Below are 18472 nucleotides of genomic sequence, written 5' to 3'. Positions count from 1 at the left end.
CCACACTGCACGACCAGTTACATCGGATCATGTCCGAATCGTTAAGAATTTCGAACATCCGGCACGGAATCAGTGCTCGAAGTAGGGTTTGAGCGTCGGTTTCAGTTGCCGAGCGCAACAGGCCACGTCGCCCTGACCGCAGGGCCTGCCGCGCCCGCCGGGCCCGCCGCGCTCGCCGCGCCGACGACCCAGCACTGCGGTGCGCCATCGTCGAGCAGCGGCGGCAGGGTGCGGTCACGCACGAGCGCGCGGTACTCGGCGGAACCGCCCTGTGCGACGATGACGGCCTCCTCGCGGATCGCCGACGCGAGGCTCCAGTTCATCGCCCACGCGTCGGCGTCGCCGATGAACACGGGTCGCCCGCCGTGAGGCGCGGCCGCGAGTGCGGCGTGGATCGCCGCTTCGCCACCCGGAGCCAGCACGATCACCGTGCTCGCGTGTGCGGCGAGCACCTCGGCAGCGGCCCGAGGTGTCGGCGTCACAACGGCATGCACGCGGGCCGGGTCGATCGTCAGCGGAGGAACGGGCTGCGGCACGGCCGGAGGCAGCCCGACGTCGTCGACGAGTTGCACGCGCCGGCCACGCCATTGGCCCGCGCCGGGCGGGTCGCCGGCGCGCCAGAGCTCCCCGGCTCCTCCGGCCTGCACGAGGTCGGAACGGCTCGGGTACCGGAGCCGAACCACTTCGCCGAAGCTCTCACGCACACCGGGACCGAGCGAATGCGGCTGCGCAGCGCTCGCGACGACCGCAAGTCCTCGCGAACGGCCCTCGCGGAGCACCGCGGCGACGGCTTCCGATGCCGCCTGCCGGTACTCGTCGGGCCACCCGCGGAATCGGGAGTCGAGATCGTCGATGACGAGGAGCCGGGGAGGCTCACCGCCGCGTCGCACGGCGACGAGCACCGCTTGGATCGTGTCCCACACGGCGCTGCGCGGACCCTCGAGTCTCACCACCGCCGCCGGGCCGTGCCGCTCGGTGATCGCCCGTGCCACGAGCGACAGCGCCGTGCTGCGCCCGCTTCCCGGCGCGCCGAGCACGAGGAGGTGGCCGTCGTCATCGGGCGTCCAGCTCGCGATGGCGCGTCGCTGGAGCTCGGGTTCGTCGACGAGGCCGAGCGCGACACAGCCCGACGAGCCACCGTGCGGCTCGCCGTGCGGCCTGCCGAGCATCTGATCCTGCGTCGACGCAGGTACGGGCTGCGAGAGCGTCACGAGCCGATCGAGCTCATCCGGTGCGATGCGGTGCGGCAGCGGATCGAGCCACGGTCGTCGAGCGCGCGGCATGGTTGCGGTCATGGCGCGAGTGGCCGCGAGCAGCGCGGGTTCGGCGACGGCAGAATGGAACGGCACGGGGCATCCGTCGCCCGGATCGATCACGCCGCGGCCCGGAGCATCGGGCGGGATCGAAGCGGCCGCGTCGGTGCCGACGACCGCGACGCTGTCGGAACGCTGCATGACGCGAAGTGAGACGCGGATCGCACAGTTCGCCGTCACCTGCTCACGGACCACGCCGTTCGGTCGCTGGGAGGCGAGCACGAGGTGCACGCCGAGCGAGCGGCCGCGAGCGGCGATGTCGCCGATCACCGCGCCGAGGCCGGGGAACCGCTCGATCATCGCCTGGAACTCGTCGACCACGATCACGAGGCGCGCGAGGGACACCTCGGGAGCGAGGTCGGCGATGTCGCGTGCACCTACCGCGGCGAGTACCGACTCGCGGTGCCGGAGCTCGGCGCGGAGGCTCAGCACGGCGCGTTCGGCTTCGGCTTCATCGAGATCGGTGACGATGCCCGCGACGTGCGGAAGGCTGCGAATCGGTTCGAATGCGGCGCCGCCCTTGAAGTCGACGAGGAGGAACGACACGCGGTCGGGCCGGTGGGCTCGCGCCAACGCCGTGAGCCATGCGAGCAGGAACTCGCTCTTGCCGCTCCCCGTCGTCCCGGCGACGAGCGCGTGGGGTCCGCCGCGCACGAGGTCGAGCTCGAGCGTTCCGAAGGACGTGACGCCGACCGCGACGGCGAGCGTGGCACGGTTGCCGGCCGGGGCTACCGGTGGCTCGAGGCTGTCGAGCGGCACGCGCCTCGGCAGCCCGTGCGCACCGCCGACCCCCGCCCGCTTCGCCGCTGTCGCGAGATCGCCGGCCCACGCGAGCGCCTCGGAGCTGCCGATGAGGCCGGGCACGATCGAGCGATCGGCGGCTGCGCCCGTGCGCCGGCGCACGATCGCGAGTCCCGGCCCCTCGATCGCGACGACCGTCTCGATGCCGGGAGGCAGGCTCGCGGCATCGGCACCCACGGCGATGATCGACACGGGAACGGATGCGCCCACGCCGACGCGCTCGGCCGTGACGTGTCGCGCATGCGGCGACGCCGCGTCGACGACCCGGACCCGCCACTGGCTCCCGCCGCCGTGGTGCGGGAGTCGCCGCGCCCAGGCCCAGTGCTCGCCGGCGGGCACCTCGATCGCGAGCGCGCCGGGCACACCGTGATGGGCGACCTGGAGGAGCGCCGCCCGGGCCGCTGCGCTGGCCAGGTGCAGTGTGCCGACGAACCCGATGCCCGCCTCGGGGTCGGCCGTCACGGGCGCATCGGCGAGGAGTGCCGCGTGCTCGAGGACGGCACGATCGACGTCGTCTGCCGGCGACCCGTCGATGCGCAGCGTGCTCGAGGCGCTCCCCCGCCCCAGCACCACCGGCCCGGGCCTGCCGTCGTTCCAGCTCGGCGCCGCGTCTCCGTCGACGAGGTGTCGCGGGGGCGGCGACCGCCGCCACGCCGCGTGGCGCTCGTACTCGTGCCGCTCGTCGATCGCAGCATGGAGCGCGTCGAGACGACGGGTGCGCTCCAACTCGGCTCGCCGCCGCTGTCGCCGTGCCTGTCGACGGGAGTCGAAGAGCGAGGCGATCGCGACGACCGGGCCGAGGGCGGCGAAGACGAGTGCGAACATCGATCCGGTGACGGCCCACAGCCCGAGTGCCCCGACGACGGGCGCGAGCGTGGCGAGGAGCGGGAACCCGGCTCGAGTCGCCTCTGGCGGCACGGGCGGGAGCGCGAGCGGAAGGTCGATCGGATGCGGCGAGGCGAGGTCGAGACGGTCCACTCAGCCATCCGAGCACCACCGGCGCCGCGCGGACGGGACGCCCGCGCAGACGCCCGTCATCCACGCGCCCGCCCGCCTGTCGAGGACGAGTCGATGCACGTGGCCGGGCACAGCGCGCCAGCCGGACACGCCCCGGCGCCCCGGCGCCGCGGCGACCCGATCAGTCGACCACGAAGAAGTGCTCGGCGAGCTCGACGCGGCTCCCGCGCGGCACGAGATAACGACGCCCGGGCTCGCAGCGCAGCGCCCCGTCATCTGGGCGTCGCACGATCGTGCCGTTGCCCGAGAAGCGATCGGCGATCCAGAGCACGCCGTCGTGCTCGCCGAATTCGAGGTGGGTCTTGGAGACCGAGAGGCCGGGGTCGGTGATCTGCACGAGGTGGTCGAACACCTCGCCCGGTTGCGGCAGCGGGCGCCGCCCGATGAGCCCGGTGCCGAACACCGTGCGGGTCTCACCGGTGCTGAACCGCAAGACGAACCGCGTGGCCGCCGGCGGCGCCACGGGGGCCGAGACGGGCGCCTCCACGAACGACGGGATCGCCGTTGCTGCACGGAAGCCCTCGAGCGGGATGCTGATCACTCCGCTGTTGCGGCGTGCCGGTCGCTCGATCGCCGTCGTGTCGCCCGGGCGCGGGTCGGGCTTTCGCCTCGACTCGGGTGTCGCGCTCGTCGAGCTGCCGCACTCGCCGCAGAACATCGCCCCTGGGGGAAGTTCGGCCCCGCAGATCCGACAGGTCACGACCGCGCTCCTCTCCGGGTGACAGCGTACCCGCCGAGGGAGGTGAGCGAGACCGCGGCCCTCCAGCGCTCGCGGCGAGTGCGCGGGGCCCCGAGGCGCTCCTGGAGCTCGTCGACCGACTCCCAGACCCGCCGGTCGTCGTCGTCGGACGGTCCGTCGGGAGCGAACACTGCGCGGTCCACCACGGATGCGAGCACGAGCGGCGCGAGTCCGCCCACCGTCGCGGCTTGCTCCGCACGGGTCGCGTTCGGGCGGATCGGGTAGCCGAAGTCGGATGCGGAGTCGGCGAACTCCTGCCACCCTCCCTCGATCCGCTCGACCACCGTCGCTGCACCGCGGCGCAGCCGGCGCCGTCTGAGCTTCGCCGCGATGATCGCGATGAACGGGCTCGCGATGAGCGCGAGCACGACGACCACGATGCCGGTCACCCCGAGCACGCCCAGCAGCACCTGCAACCAGGCGGCGGCGTCGTCGTCCTGATCGTCGGGCGAGAGGTCGGGATCTGGGTCGAGATCGTCGACCGGTGTGCGCTCCGCGGGCGGCGGCAACGCCGATTGCGGCCTCGACACGACCGTCGGCTGGTCGGGATGACGCTCAGGGATCTCGCGCACGTCGGGGTTCGGATCGATCGAAAGCCAGTCGCCTTCGGCCGTCTGCACCTCGATCCACGCCTGCAGGTCGGCGCTCTCGAACACCGTGACGTCGGATTCCGCCGGAGGCGTGGCATCCGTCTCGGACGGCTCTGCACCAGGCAGGTAGCCCACGACGACCCGCGCCGGGAAGCCGATCCGCCGCGCCATCAGGGCCGCTGCGACGGCGTACTGCTCGCCGTCGCCGACCATCGGGCTCTCGGTGGCGAGTTCGGCGAGCCGGTCGAGCGAATGCCCCGATCGACTCCGTCGCTCCTCGACCAGGCCGTGACTGACATACCCCTCGTCGTGGAAGCCCTTGATGAGCTGGGCGAGTCGTCGGCCGGGGTCACCGGTTGCCGGCGCCCATTCGTCGAGCAGTTGCGCGAGCTCGGCCGGCAGGTCGGGCGATGGCGGAAGCACGCTCGTTCCCGGGCGCAACCCCACGAGAGACCCCGGATCGGCCGGGGTCACCGAGAACGCGGTGTAGGAGTCGCCCGAGTCGAGCCCCTCCTGCACGGCGCCCGTGCCCGTCACGTCGTTGTAGACGAATCCCTCGGCGAGCTGCTCCGCACGCGGACCTCCGAACGCGATGCGCTCGAGGCGACCGACGCCGGGCACCCACACGTCGGCGTATCCGAGCACCGAGACCTCGATGCGCACGTCGACCGCACCCGATTGGTCGAGCCGGTACGGCAAGCGCGTGAACCGGCCCGAGAGCGCCGTGCCGTCGATGCCCCCGACCGAGTAGATGATGCCGTCGTACGTGTCGAGCGTCGCGATCCGGATGCCGGCGCCTTCCGGCAGGCCGCGAACGCCGAGCATGGCCCGCTCACTCGAGTCGGGGTCGAACGCCGCCCGGAACCCTGCGAGCGGGCTCTCGTGCTCGCGAGGCTCGAACGGGGGCTGCAGCTCCGCGCGCAGCACGTTGCGCTGCGGCACGGGCAGGGCCAGGGATGCCGCGGTGGCGCCGACGAGCGCGATCGCCACGAGCGCCGACGCACCGAATACGCGGCGCGCATCGGCGAGCGCGGTCTCGACGGGTCGACCGCTCGTGATCGCCCGTCGCTTCGAGATCGCGACCCGCACGAGCCAGGCCACTGCGGCGACGAGGAAGGCGAGGCCCGCCTCGACCGCGAAGGCGGTGTGGACGACGCCGAACGTGATGCCGCCGACGAGGAGGAGGGCAGGAGGCACCACCGCTGCTGCGGGCCGACGGCTCCGCAGCGCAATCGTCACCGCAGTGGTCGCCGCGACGAGCGCCGAGAGGAAGGGAGGCACGAGCAGCGCCTGGTACGAGCCGACCGGCACCGCGATCGTGACGAGCTGCTTCCACGACAGCGCAGCCGCGGCGAGCAGGTCGGCGACCCCGACAGGAGTCGGCACGATCCCGGCCAGTGCCCGCCCGGGCACCGCGGCTGGCACGCCGAGCACGAGGTACGCGGCGAACACGGCGACGACGACCATCCACGCGGGCCAGCGTCGGCGTGCGCCGGCGACGCCGATGCCGGCACCTGCGACGATCGCGACGGCACCCGCGACGATGAACGCGGTGCTCTCGTAGATCGGCCACCACGGAATCAGGGCCGCGGCGAGCATCGCGGCGATGAGCAGTGTGCTGACCGCGGTCGCCCAGAACCGGTCGGCACCTGCTTGCGAGCGGGTCTGCGTCATGCCACGGACGCCGATCTCGCGAGCATCGCGCGCAAGTCCTCGAGATACCCGATCCGAAACACCGTGAGTCCCGCGATGGAGCGCACCGACGGCTCCCCCTCGGGTGCGCACTGCACCGCGACGGCCTCGACCCCGACGGGAAACCGGGTCGCCGCGGACCGCAGCGGGGCGATTCCCCGCGCCGTGCCGGTGACGAGGAAGGCGAGGGAGATTCCCGTGAGCGCCTCGGCGGCGGCGTGTGCGACGTCGGGGAGCATCGCTGCCCGCTCCTCGGTCTCCACGACGCAGAGGGCGTCGAGCAGCCGATCGCGGGAGACGGTCGGCAGCTCCCGCGTCGAGCCGCGAGCGGCGCCGTTGCCCCCGGCCGGCCCCGACACGACGAACGACACGGTGCGGGCGTCGCGGATGGCTCGAGCGCCCACGGACGCCGCCGCGCTGACGGCGAGCTCGAACTCCGCGGCATCCGTGTAGGCGGCCGCGTCGAGGTCGAGCACGATCATGAGCCGGCTGCGCCTGGTCTCCTCGAACTGGCGCACCATGAAGGTGCCGGTCTTCGCGGAGCTGCGCCAGTGGATGTGCCGCCGATCGTCGCCCGGGACGTATTCGCGCAGGGCGTGGAAGGCGATGTCGCTCGCGGTGAGATCGCGGGTCGGCGCCCCTTCGAGGTCGCGGATGAATCCCGTGCTGAGCGCGGTGATCGGCACGGTGCGCGGATGCACGTGCAGGTCGACGACCTGCGACCACACGATCTCGCGGCGCATGAGGCCGATCGGGTCGGCGCGAACCGTGCGCGCGGGCCCGACGGGCACGACCCCACGTCGCTCGGTCGGAATCGGGAACTGCTCGTCGAAGGCGCCGCCGCGAGGCAGCCCGGGCAGCACGCGCTCGACGACGCGTCCGCCGACGGGCACCTCGAGCTGCACGCCGCCGAATCGCCGGCGACCGGGGTTGGCCGCGATGAGCCGCGCCTCGGCCGCCTCGCCCACGACGACGCGCGGCATCGGGAGCACGAGTTCGATCGTCGAGGCGCCGCGACCGATGAGCCACACGGATGCCGCGGCCACGAGCACCCCGAACCCCCACCCGAGCACGATGACCTCGAGCCATCCCCACGCGTAGCCCGCCACGAGGGCCGCGATCGCCGCGACGATCACGGCCCAGCCGATCGACGTGACGACGCCGCGTACGGTGCCTGCCCATTCGGCGACGACGGCGCCGGCAGCGGCCCCGATTCCCACGGCACGCCCGATGACGACGGCGAGCAGGCCGGTCTTCTTGGCCTCCTCGGGAATCGTCGAGCGAGTCTGGACGAGGGTCACACGGCCTGCCTGGAGGATGGCGGCGGGGTCTCGATGAGCACCTGGGCGATGATGTTCGACGCGGTGGCGCCGTCGAACTCCGCCTCGGGATCGAGGATCAGCCGGTGCGCGAGCACGGGATCGGCGAGCGCCTTCACGTCGTCGGGCACGACGTAGTGCCGGCCGCGCCCGGCGGCGTGGGTCTTCGCAGCGCGGATGAGCGCGAGGGCTCCGCGCACGCTCACGCCCAGCCGCACCTCGCGCGCGGTGCGTGTGGCGTCGACGAGCCGTGAGACGTAGTCGTGGATGGTCGGGTCGACGTACACCGTGCGCGCGAGCGCGGCGAGCTCGACGACCTCGTCGGCGCGGAGCTGCGGCTCGATGCGATGACCGTGGGCGCGCTGGTCGGCGCCCTCGAGGATGCGAATGGTCGACGCGTGGTCGGGGTAGCCGATCGAGGTGCGCATGAGGAACCGGTCGAGCTGCGCCTCGGGCAGGCGGTAGGTGCCGGCCTGCTCGACGGGGTTCTGGGTGGCGATGACCATGAACGGATGTCCCACGGCGTGAGTCACCCCGTCGACGGTGATCTGTCCCTCCTCCATGACCTCGAGGAGCGCCGATTGCGTCTTGGGGCTCGCCCGGTTGATCTCGTCGGCGAGCACGATGTTCGCGAAGACCGGCCCGGGATGGAACTCGAACAGCCCTGAGCGCTGGTCGTAGACGGTGACTCCCGTGATGTCGCCCGGAAGCAGGTCGGGCGTGAACTGCACGCGGTTGCTCGTGCCCGCCACCGATTGCGCCATGGCACGCGCGAGGGAGGTCTTGCCCGTGCCCGGAACGTCGTCGAGCAGCAGGTGCCCTTCGCTGAGGAGCGCGGTGAACGCCAGTCGCACGACCCGATTCTTGCCGAGCAGCACCTCCTCGACCGCGCCGACGAGTCGGTCGAGGTTCGCGGAGAACCGCGTGGCCTCCTCGGGGGTCATGGTCATCGTGGCTCCTTCGACTAGAAGTTCTGGTAGCGGGCCGTCACGCCGGCGACTTCAACATCCAACCAGACGCGATCCGTTGCTTTCGCGTCGGGGATCTGGCAGGTCGTCTCGGTCTGCGCCGGGTGTCCGTTGCGGTCGCCATCGACGCCGCAACTGAAGGTCGCGGGCAGGCCGGCGTTCTCGGGTGCGGCGGTCCACGACCACGTCGCCGTCGTGCCGTTCCACGTGCGACTGGGCAGGGCGAACGTGAGCGAGGGCAGGGCGTCGGCCGGCTGGGTCTGCGACCACGGCCCGCAACTTCCCCACAGGGTGCAGGCCCGCACCTGGAATCGCGCGACCTCGCCGAACGGGCGGTTGAGGAGCGAGCGGAGCCATCCGGTTCCGTTGAAGTCCCTCACCGTTCCCGCGATGTGGGCGCCGTTGGAGTCCACCGCGACGATCTCGTATCGCCAGGCGTTCCCCTCGACCTTCTCGATGTAGCGGTCCCAGGTCTCGACGTTCATCCAGGCCATCGAGCTCCGCACCGGCCCCGCGCTGCCCGGCGCGGGGCGCACGACGGTGCTCGCGACCTCGGTGTTGACGCATCCGGCGCGATTGTAGCCCCACACGAGGAACGAGTACTTGGCCGCCTCGGTGGCCGTTCCGGCGAACTGCAGGCTCGTGGCCTCGGGCCCGACCTGGACGACCTCTGCCACGGTCCCGCCGGTCACGGGCGCGATGACCGTTCCCGGAGCCGGGCTCGTCACCCCGCACGCCTGCGGCCCCGTCGGCACACTCGACTCGCCCTCGACGAGTCGTTGCACGAAGTACCCGCCGATCGCGTCGCCGTTGCCCGAGAAGGACGACCACGAGACCGTCACGGTGCCGGCGAACGCGTCTCCGGTCACCGCGACGGCTCCCGCGACGGGCGCACCGAACGGCGTGCCCGAACCGCCTGCCTCGTTCCATGCGGTGAGCGCGGGATAGGCCTGGTTCCGCGCACTCACGGTGAACGGCACCTGGCTGCCGTTCTCAAGCGACTGCGACTCCATGCCGCAGACGGTCGCCGTGCAGGCGCTCGCCGCCGACACCTCGGTCGAGACGCCGGCGACGGTCACGACGTAAGAGCCGACGCTGCTGCCCGCCCCAGTCGACACGGGCGTCCACTCGATGCGGAGTCGGCCGTCGAGCGGCAATGCGCGGAGGTCGGTTGGCGGCGGCGGCACGACGTCCGACCAGATCGGGCCGGGTGCTTCGACGGGGTCGGAGAGTCCGATGCCGTTGCGTGCCTGGATCTGCACGATGACGGCGTTCGCCTCGCCGTTGCCGGGCGTCGCGATCGTGCAGGTCGTGGCCGCGCACGTCGACGTCTGCACGACGTCGCGCCCGCCCGGGAGGAGCAGCGCGATCTCGTATCCGCTGATCGGTGAGTTGTTGAACCCGCCGGCGCCGAACGTCACGTCGAGGGTGCCATCGCCGAATCCGGTCACCTGCGGGCCCGTGACGGGATCGGGCCGGTCCTGCACCGAGATCGTGACCGTTCCCCACGCGTACCGGCTGGGGTCGTCGGTGGCGTCGGCGACCTGGTACTGCAGGGTCGTGTTCACGGGCGCGGCCGACGGGTCGACCGACACCGCGAGGGTGGAGCTGTCGGAGCTGGGTTCGATCGAGACCCCCGCGGGGAGGCTCCCGTCGTCGAGGCCGCGCACGCCGACCACTCGCAGCGGGGTCTGCGGGAACGGGTTCGTGGCGCGATCGTTCGCGAGTACGTCGATCGACGTCGTCTGTCCACGAGCTGCGATCGCGCTGTCGTCCGCCGGTTGTGCGAGCGGCCGGGTCGACGGCACGACACGCAGGTCGATCCGCCCGGCCCGCCCGGCGCCTGCCGGATCGGTGACGCCGACCGCCACCGACGCGCTCGTTCCCTTCTCCGTCGATTCCGAGGCCTCGATCGTGAGCTCGTCGCCCGCCAATGAGACGTCGAAGCCCTCGGCGAACGGCGGAAGCACCTCGAACTCGAGCTGATCGACCTCGTCGGGATAGGGGTAGTTCGTGAGCTTCACGAGCTCGATCGTCTTCGACTGGCCCGGCTCGAAGTCGATGACTCCGCCGGTGAACACCGGAGGCTGGTTCTCGGTCGGCAGGACCTTGATCGGGATCACGATCGTGCCGGTGCGGCCCGTGGGGTCCGCGGCGGACTCGCCGTCGGTCACGGTGAACGAGAGCGATGCCGGGCCGAAGTAGCCGTTCTCGCTCTGGTAGCGGAGCGAGTCGTGGTCGATCACGAGCTCGGTGCCGTCGTCATGCGAGGCGCGAACGCTCGCGGCATCCGTCAGCCGAACCGGACGCCCGGATGCCGCGATCACGAACTCCTCGAGCTCGATCCGCACCTCTTCGCCGCTCACGACCTGCACTCGAGGCGCATCGCGGCGCAACTGCGGCAGGGCGTCGTCTCGGCCGGGCACCCAGATGAAGGCGTACGCCGTGATGCCGGGGTCTTCGGGGTGACTGACCGAGAAGGGGATGATGCGCCGGCGATCCTGGATCTCGACGCGGATGCTGCCGTCTCGGCGCACCTCGACACCGCGCGCATAGCCGTCGACGAGGCCCACAATGAGGTCGGCGGCGGCGGCATCGGCAAGGAAGACGTTGCGGAGCACCGGGACGTCGATCCGCTCCTTGTCGAGGATGTCGCTGAGGGTCAGCACGGTGTCGGACGCCTCGGGTCGTGCAAGCGGGGCGTCGGGCCGAGCCTCGACGGTGAGGTAGCTCGACGCCGCGCCGAGATGCTCGTTCTCGACGGTGTAGATGAATCCGTGCAGCCGCTCGCCGTCGGGCACGGTGACCTCGATGTGGTCGCCGTCGACGACAGCAGTGGCTCCCCCGGTGATGGGCTCGACCGAGCGGAGGGTGAGCGCTCCGCCGTCGGGATCCGAGTCGTTCTCGAGCACTCGCACGGAGATGGTCCGCCCGGGGCGCACGGTGACCTTGTCCTCGACGGCGATCGGGGCACGGGCACCATCGAGCCTCGCCGCGATACCGACGCGCACGGTGCCGGTGGCGCGAGCGCCGAGTGCATCGACGACGGCGTACTGGAACGTGTCGGTTCCAGCCGAGTACTCGCCCGCCTGGTACTCGAGCCAGTCGCCGCCCCTGTCGATCACCGTGCCGAGATCGGGATTCGACTCCTGGCCGAGCAGCTGCACCGAGTCGCCGTCGGGGTCGGCACCGCCGAGCGGGATGGGGATGCGCACCGTATCGCCGGCGAGCACCCGTGCGGTGACCGTCGCCGGCACGGGCGGGGTGTTCGTCTCGGGGTCGGCGGCCCGCACCGAGATCGCCACGCTCGCGGTGGCGTATTGCCCGTCTGGCGCGAACACCCGGTAGACGGCCTCGAACTCGCCCGGCTCCTCGGGCGCGAAGTATCGGAGGTGGTCGCCGTCGACGAACAGCAGGCCGGCGGCGGGCTTCTGGTCGAGATCGGCGGCCAGCGTGAGGGGGAGCGCGTCGGGATGCTCATCGTTGTCGAGCACGGCGATGTCGATGACATCGCCGGTGCGCGACGAGATCGTGTCGGCGGCGGCGACGGGCGGTTGGGTTCGGTCGGGTTCCGGGACCCCGACGAGCGTCACCTCGCCCTCGGCGTCGGCGAGCCCGTTGCTGACTCGGTAGCCGAACGTGGTCGATCCGGTATCGAGGGGTCGCGAGAGTGTGACGCGGAGGATGCGGTGATCGATGACCTCGACTCGCACGCCCTCGTCTTCGGCGGTGTCGGTGAGGCCCGTCACGATGAGCACACCGCCCGTCGGGTCGATGTCGGTCGCGATCACGTCGACGTCGACGGGCTGGTTCGCGCGGAGGTATGCGGTGTGCGGCACGGTGATCGGCGTCGTGTCGCGCTCGGGCGGCGCTGAGACCTCGACGCGCACGAGACCGGTCGCCGTCTGGGAGCCGTCGGTCACCGTGTACTCGAGATAGTGGGTACCCTCCACGGCGCTCGTGAAGCGGAAGGTGCCCCCGTCGAAGTCGGGCGTGAGCTGCACATCGGGCTTCGCGGGCACCGCGCTCAGCCGCACCTGGCCCGAGCCGCCGCGAACGTAACGCAGCGGTTCGACGCGAATCTCCTGCCCGGCGGTCGCGAGCGCCACGAAGGGGTCGGCGACGAGCTCGACGTCGCCTGGTGCCCGCACCGAGATCTCGAGAGTGCCGCCGGTGTCCTGACGGCCGTCGGACACGACGAGCGAGACCGTGCGCTTCGCAGCGGGAGCGCCCTTCTCGTCGAACACGACGATGCCGTCGGCCGTCGACGAGATCGCGTCGGGCGCCTCCGCATCTACGCGACGCAGGAAGAACGGATCACCGTCTGGGTCGACCCAGTCGCCGAGCACCGGCGTGGTCACCCGCCCCTGCGACTCGACCGAGGCGCGCGACTGGCGCTTCTGCTCGGGCGGTGCGTTCTCATCGGGCTCGCGCACGGCGACCTGCACGGTGGCGTGCGCGGCGCCGCCCCGGCCGTCGCCGACGGTGTAGCCGAAGGCGAGGGCGCCGGATGCCGCGTCGTCGAGCGTGAGCTGCAGCTGCTGGTTGTTCGCGATGAGATCGAGCCGGGCGCCCGGCGGCAGCTCGCCGTCGATCGAGTCGACGACGAGCACGTCGCCGTTCGCGTCGTAGTCGTTCAGGAGCACGGGCAGGACGGTCGATCGGCCCGGTCGTGCTCCGAACTCGTCGGCCTCCGCCACGGGAGAAACCTGGCTCTTCTCGATCGTGGGCTTCTTGTCGGGGTCGTTCTGCTCGACAGTCTCCTCGTCGCGTTCCGCAGCGAGCAGCACGTCCCAGTTGTCGATGAGGCCGTAGTCGGCCGACGCGGCCCACGTCATGCCGGAGTCCCGGTCGTTCAGCACGAGCGCGCCCCCGTTGGCGAGGTAGGAGAGCTCGGCGCCGGCACGGGCGTCGAGCTCGATGAGCCGCTCGTTGCCCGTAGCGCACGATCGCCATGCCGAGCCGACCGCCCAGGCCGCGTGCAGGCATCCCTCGTGGACGAAAGGCGCGGCCGGCGTGCCCGAGCGTCCGCCGACGAGCTCGCGCGGCTCCGAGCCGTCGAGCCCCACGGCGATGAGGCCGCGGCGGGACGCGATCGCCACGTCGTCGCCCGTGAGCGACGGCGTTTGCAGCTTGGGGCCCTCGTTGGGTGAGAGCATCCCGGACAGATCGACCGGGGAGCGGCCTTCGAGGTGCAGCGTGCGCCCGCCGACATCGAGTACCGCCCATCGTCCTCCGACGGAGGTGATCTGCACCTCGGGGCTTCCGGACAGCGGCTCCAGTTGCCAGCGCGTGGCCACCGTCTCGGCCTCGGCTGCGTCGACGCGGGCGACGACGCCCGTCGACGGCGTGTATGCGAAGAGCGTTCCCGCCTCGTCGACCGAGGTGACGGATCCGGCGCCGAAGGTGAGCACGGGCTCGGCGTCGCTGTCGAACTCGGCGAGCTCGGACACGGGCACCGACCAGACGTCGCCGGCGGCAGCGATCACGACGCGTGAGCCGGCCAAGGCGAGCGACGTCTCGCCGGGCGGCACCGCGACGGTGTCGATCATCGTCGAGGTCGTGGGGTCGACGATGCCGACGCTCACCCGCTCGTGGTCGAGCACGAGGACCGTCGAGCCCGCCTGCACGACCTCGAGATCCGAACCGCCCGCGTCGACGATCGAATTGAGCTCGAGCACCGCGGTGTTCGCCCGGCCGACCGACTGCAGGTCCTCGCTCGCGACCCAGACCGACGCGTCACCCAGGTCGACGCGCTGCGCAGCGTATCCCCCGGATGCCACCGCCACTCCGGCGACGAGCGCGACGATCGCCGTCACGGCACCGGCCGTCGCGAGTGCGGACCGGTGGGGGCTGAGACGGGGCAGGCGCATCAACCCGCCGCCCCGTCGAGATCGATGCAGCGTTCGGCGCTCGGCTGACCGGATTTGCCGTCGCGAGTGACCGTGACGCTCGCGCAGACCCGATTCCGGCCGTCGATCTCGACGGGGAAGCGGGGTTCCCGTTGCATCGGCGAGGCCTCGCCGTCGACCGTGACGATGTACGCGTCACCTCGCTCGATCCCCGGGTCGTCCCATGAGAAGACGACCGCGGCATCCTCGACGACCGCCTGCACGTCGCTGACGACGGGGATCGATCGCGTGCCCTGCACGATGGCGAGCACGCCGGCACTCACGATCGCGACGAGCAACGCCGCGACGATCGAGACGCCCCAGGCGAGGCGCCTCGTGCTGGGGGGCGTCGTGCGACGGCTTCGACCGGAACTGGATTCGGGAGAGCGGGACTCGAGGCCGTGCACCGTGCCCGAGACCCGGGCAGCGCGTCGGCGTTTGCGGCGGGATTCCACGGCTCCGGCGGCGTTCCCACCCGTGATCCTCGTACGGTCGTCGAGGTCGACGGCGGTTGCGAGCGCCCAGTCGTCCATTGCGACCTCGAGCGGAGTCTGGCGAAGGCCGAGTTCCTCCTCCACCGCTTGGAGATCGCGGATGAACTCGAGTGCGCTCGCCTGCCGCATCGCTGGACGTCGCGACATCGAGCGGGCGAGCACTGCCTCGAGCGTCTTCGGCACGTCCACTCGGCCGGTCGGGGATGGCTTCGCCTCGTCGATGCGTGCCATCAGCGCGCTCGACCCATTGTCGCCGCCAGGGACCTCGAAGGGACTCCGCCCCGAGAGCAACGAGTACACCGTGGCACCGAGCGACCAGACCTCGCTCGCGACGGAGCCGGAGACCTCATCGTGCAGCACCTCGGGTGCCGACCACGGGATGGAGAGGCCGATCGCCTCGACCGACTCGGCCTCGCCGAGGGTCGCGGCGATGCCGAAGTCGGACAGCACCGGATGCCCGTATGCCGTCGTCAGGATGTTGGAGGGCTTGATGTCGCGATGCAGCACCCCCTGCCGATGTGCCGTCTCGACCGCGCTCGCGATGCGCACGCCGATCGAGAGCACTTCGGCGATCGGCAGCTGCACCGCGCGGTAGCGCTGGCCGAGCGTCGCCGAGCAGTACTCCATCACGAGGTAGGGGCGCCCGTCGGCGGCGACGCTCGCCTGGTACACGGTGAGGATCGACGGGTGCGAGCTCAGCTGGGCCATGAGATTGGCCTCGGCCTGGAACATCTGGCGGAGCCCGTCGTTCACGACCTCCGCGAGGAGCACCTTGACGGCCACGAGGCGCCTCGGCATGTTCTGCTCATACAGGAACACGTCGGCGAAGCCGCCGGAGCCGAGCACGCGGATGAATGCGAAGCCGGGCAGGCTCGGCGGAGTGGACGGCAGTCGCCTCGACAACAGTCCTCCCAGTGGTCTTCGGGCCGATCCACGTCGACCGGAGCCGGCGGCGCCGGGTGTCCCTCATTGTAGATGCGCGACACTCGGCGTCGCGAAACTCCCGAGGCGGTCGCGTCAGCTCTGCGCGGCCTCCGGGCGAACGACTCGCAGCACGTCGACGACGATGACGGTCACGTTGTCGCGTCCGCCGTTGCCGAGTGCTGCATCGAGCAACTGCCGACCTGCCTTCTCCGCTTTCGCGTTGGCGACGAGGAAGTGCCGGATGCCATAGGAGGTGAGCTCCTTCGTGAGCCCGTCGGAGCAGATGAGGAGCCGCATCCCCTCTTCGACCGCGATCGCGCGGTAGTCGGGAATCGGCGCCTCGTGGAAGCCGACGGCGCGCGTGATGACGTTCGAGTGCGGGTGCGTGTCGGCCTCTTCGCGCGTGATCTGGCCGGCGTCGACGAGCTCTTGCACGATGGAGTGGTCGACCGTCAACTGCTCGAGCGTTCCGCTCACAAGCCGGTACACACGCGAGTCGCCGATGTTGAAGACGATCCAGGCGGGCTCGTCGGCGATCGCCCCCAGCGCCGCTCCCGTGACCGTCGTGCCGCTGCCCTCGTCGGTGACGCCTGCGCCGCGGCCCATGTCCTGCACGGCGAGACGCAGCGCTGCGTCGACCTCTGGAGTTCCGATCAGGATCTTGCCGCCGTGCTCGGCGAGTCTCGTGACGACGGCCGCACTCGCGAAGTCGCCGGCGGCGTGGCCGCCCATTCCATCGGCGACGGCGAAGATCGGAGCCTGGGCGATGTAGCTGTCTTCGTTGACCTCACGACGAAGGCCGGTGTCGGTCATCGCCGCCCACGCGAGGGTGATCTCGGTGCCGTCTGGCAGGGTGACCCGATGGCGGGCGTTGCCATTGCCTATCTGCGTCACCGGTGCGGCCTGCTGTCTGTTCGGTTCACTGGGGGAACGGAGCTCCGTGGGCGGGGAGGATCTCGACGATCGTATCGTCTCCGAGGTCGAGGGTGGTGCCGGGTGTCACGACGATGGACTCGCCGGCCCGCATCCGACGCGATCCTCGCGCCGTTCGGACGATCGTGCCGTTCGTCGAGCGAAGGTCGGTCGCCACGAGGCGCTCCCCTTCGAGCCGCAGTTCGAGGTGGGTTCCGGAGACGGTTGCGGTGGGCGAGTCGACCGCCACGAGCTCGGGAGCTGCGCCGGCTCTGCCGACCGGTGGCGGAAGGGGGCGCCGCCCGATGAGCACCGGTCCCGTGATGGTGCGCGGCAGCTCACCCGCGATGCGAAATCGCGGGCCGGTCGGCACTGGATCCGTTTCCTTCAGCGGAGCGGACGGAGCGGATGGCCCGGATGGCGCGGATGGCGCGGCATCCGCCGGCTGGCGTGACGGCACCGGGTGCGCCGTGGGCGCCCTCGGCACGGCGGGTCGGAGACCGTCGAGCTGAACATCGATCGGCACCGTCGGGGTGGGTGTCGGCTCGGGCTTCGCGGCCGGTCTCGGCGTGAGCGCGGTGTCGGCGTCGATCGTGGACGGGCGAGGGCGCAGCACCGTGTCGGCGGCGAACTCATCGAAGGCGTCGGGTTTCACGGCGGGCGGCACGACAGCGCTCGCGACATCCGTGGCAGGTCTCCTCCTCGGCACCGACGACCACTCGACGGCGGAGGCGCGGAGGCTCGCTCGCGCGTGCTCGACGTCGTGCGGCGCCTCGCCGAGCGGCCCGAGCGGCGTGTCCGAGCCGGTGAGCCGCAACGCCACGACGTCACGGAAGTCGGCGAGGTGCCAGGGCCGGATTCCTCGTGAGTCGAAGCGCCGGCTTCCGCCCGGCGAGTCGAGGTCGACGACCGCTTCACCGCGCACGACCGCGGTGACCGTCGTCACGTCGTCGTCGTCCCACCAGACGAGCGCGAACGACTCGACGGCAGGCTCGCGACCGATCGGGATGAGCCCCACGAGCGCTTCGATGCTCGGCGACGGGTCGCTCGCCCGCTCCGCGAGCGCTGAGAGCGTCGCATCGGGCGCGGGCGCGGCGAGTGCCGCGATGAAGCGGTCGCCCACGATCACGTCCCACGCGGGCGCGCCGGTCGTCGCGGAACTGGAGAACGTGCCGGCGACCATGTCGTCCAGTCTGGCACCTTCCGATCGCGTCATGAGGGGCGCAGCTGCTTCACGGCGAGACCATGGAATCAGTTGCTCAAGCGTTCGAAATCGACGGAATCGCTTGCCTGCGGCATCCGTCACTGTCACAATCGACCCATGACGAACCCGGCTCGCCCTACAGCGCATCGCCCGGTGCAGCTCGACGAGGTGTCGAAGGCGATCATCGAGCAGCTCCAGGCCGACGGTCGGCGCTCGTATGCCGACATCGGCAAGGCGGTCGGCCTGTCGGAGGCCGCCGTGCGCCAGCGCGTGCAGCGGCTCACCGAATCGGGCGTGATGCAGATCGTCGCCGTGACCGACCCGATGCAACTCGGGTTCACCAGGCAGGCCATGATCGGCATCCGCGTCGCGGGCGACACCCGGGTGGTCGCCGAGCAGCTCGCCGAGATCCCCGAGATCGACTACGTCGTGCTCACCGCGGGCAGCTTCGACCTGCTCGCCGAGGTCGTGTGCGAGAACGACGAGGAGCTCATCTCGCTGCTCAATTCGCGCATCCGCATCCTCGAGGGCGTGCAGACGACCGAGACGTTCGTGTACTTGAAGCTCCAGAAGCAGTTCTACAACTGGGGCACTCGCTGAGAAGGGAA

At 71.3% G+C, this 18472-nt stretch carries 10 protein-coding genes; 1 reads left to right on the top strand and 9 read right to left on the bottom strand.

The window, feature by feature from the left end; genetic code table 11:
• Nucleotides 1–101: 101 nt before the first annotated feature.
• From ESP51_RS10705 to ESP51_RS10665, 9 genes are all read right to left on the bottom strand, one after another.
• A complete protein-coding gene (locus tag ESP51_RS10705) occupies nucleotides 102–3092 on the bottom strand; it encodes an FtsK/SpoIIIE domain-containing protein (protein WP_129520888.1) in 2991 nt (996 codons plus the stop codon).
• Nucleotides 3093–3252: 160 nt separating this feature from the next.
• Nucleotides 3253–3831, bottom strand: a complete 579-nt coding sequence (locus ESP51_RS10700; RefSeq protein ID WP_241843116.1) for a zinc-ribbon domain-containing protein — start codon at nucleotides 3829–3831, stop codon at nucleotides 3253–3255.
• Nucleotides 3828–6134 (bottom strand): transglutaminase TgpA family protein, encoded by a 2307-nt coding sequence (locus tag ESP51_RS10695; RefSeq protein ID WP_129520887.1) that lies wholly within the window; start codon nucleotides 6132–6134, stop codon nucleotides 3828–3830. Before ESP51_RS10695 ends, ESP51_RS10700 begins: the two co-directional genes overlap by 4 nt.
• On the bottom strand, nucleotides 6131–7453 hold the full coding sequence (locus ESP51_RS10690; protein WP_241843115.1) for a DUF58 domain-containing protein: 1323 nt from the start codon (nucleotides 7451–7453) through the stop codon (nucleotides 6131–6133). Before ESP51_RS10690 ends, ESP51_RS10695 begins: the two co-directional genes overlap by 4 nt.
• Nucleotides 7450–8421, bottom strand: coding sequence for an AAA family ATPase (locus ESP51_RS10685; protein WP_129520886.1), 972 nt, complete (start codon nucleotides 8419–8421; stop codon nucleotides 7450–7452). Before ESP51_RS10685 ends, ESP51_RS10690 begins: the two co-directional genes overlap by 4 nt.
• 14 nt (nucleotides 8422–8435) lie before the next feature.
• On the bottom strand, nucleotides 8436–14312 hold the full coding sequence (locus tag ESP51_RS10680) for an Ig-like domain-containing protein (protein WP_129520885.1): 5877 nt from the start codon (nucleotides 14310–14312) through the stop codon (nucleotides 8436–8438).
• Entirely contained in the window at nucleotides 14312–15727 is a 1416-nt protein-coding gene (locus ESP51_RS10675) for a serine/threonine-protein kinase (protein WP_206737284.1), read from the bottom strand. The genes ESP51_RS10680 and ESP51_RS10675 overlap by 1 nt, the downstream gene beginning before the upstream one ends.
• 114 nt (nucleotides 15728–15841) lie before the next feature.
• Nucleotides 15842–16642 (bottom strand): PP2C family protein-serine/threonine phosphatase, encoded by an 801-nt coding sequence (locus ESP51_RS10670; RefSeq protein WP_129520883.1) that lies wholly within the window; start codon nucleotides 16640–16642, stop codon nucleotides 15842–15844.
• A 25-nt stretch (nucleotides 16643–16667) separates the two neighbouring features.
• The gene (locus tag ESP51_RS10665) at nucleotides 16668–17843 is read right to left on the bottom strand and encodes an FHA domain-containing protein (protein ID WP_164990489.1); all 1176 of its coding nucleotides are present in this window, start codon (nucleotides 17841–17843) and stop codon (nucleotides 16668–16670) included.
• A gap of 138 nt (nucleotides 17844–17981) precedes the next feature.
• Here ESP51_RS10665 and ESP51_RS10660 point away from each other — a divergent pair, with 138 nt between their 5' ends.
• Complete coding sequence (locus ESP51_RS10660) at nucleotides 17982–18464, top strand: Lrp/AsnC family transcriptional regulator (RefSeq protein ID WP_129520881.1); 483 nt, start codon at nucleotides 17982–17984, stop codon at nucleotides 18462–18464.
• Nucleotides 18465–18472: the final 8 nt, after the last annotated feature.

Origin of the sequence: Agromyces albus, from assembly GCF_004134825.1 — a bacterium.
GTDB classification, from domain to species: Bacteria; Actinomycetota; Actinomycetes; order Actinomycetales; family Microbacteriaceae; genus Agromyces; species Agromyces albus.
Note: the sequence above shows the minus strand (reverse complement) of the source record. Positions and strands in the feature narration are given on the sequence as shown.

What these genes read in the sequence shown, in the direction of transcription:
- ESP51_RS10660 (WP_129520881.1), top strand. Translation starts at nt 17,982, where the DNA reads ATGACGAACCCGGCTCGCCCTACAGCGCATCGCCCGGTGCAGCTCGAC.
- ESP51_RS10665 (WP_164990489.1), bottom strand. Translation starts at nt 17,843, where the DNA reads ATGGTCGCCGGCACGTTCTCCAGTTCCGCGACGACCGGCGCGCCCGCG.
- ESP51_RS10680 (WP_129520885.1), bottom strand. Translation starts at nt 14,312, where the DNA reads ATGCGCCTGCCCCGTCTCAGCCCCCACCGGTCCGCACTCGCGACGGCC.
- ESP51_RS10685 (WP_129520886.1), bottom strand. Translation starts at nt 8,421, where the DNA reads ATGACCATGACCCCCGAGGAGGCCACGCGGTTCTCCGCGAACCTCGAC.
- ESP51_RS10695 (WP_129520887.1), bottom strand. Translation starts at nt 6,134, where the DNA reads ATGACGCAGACCCGCTCGCAAGCAGGTGCCGACCGGTTCTGGGCGACC.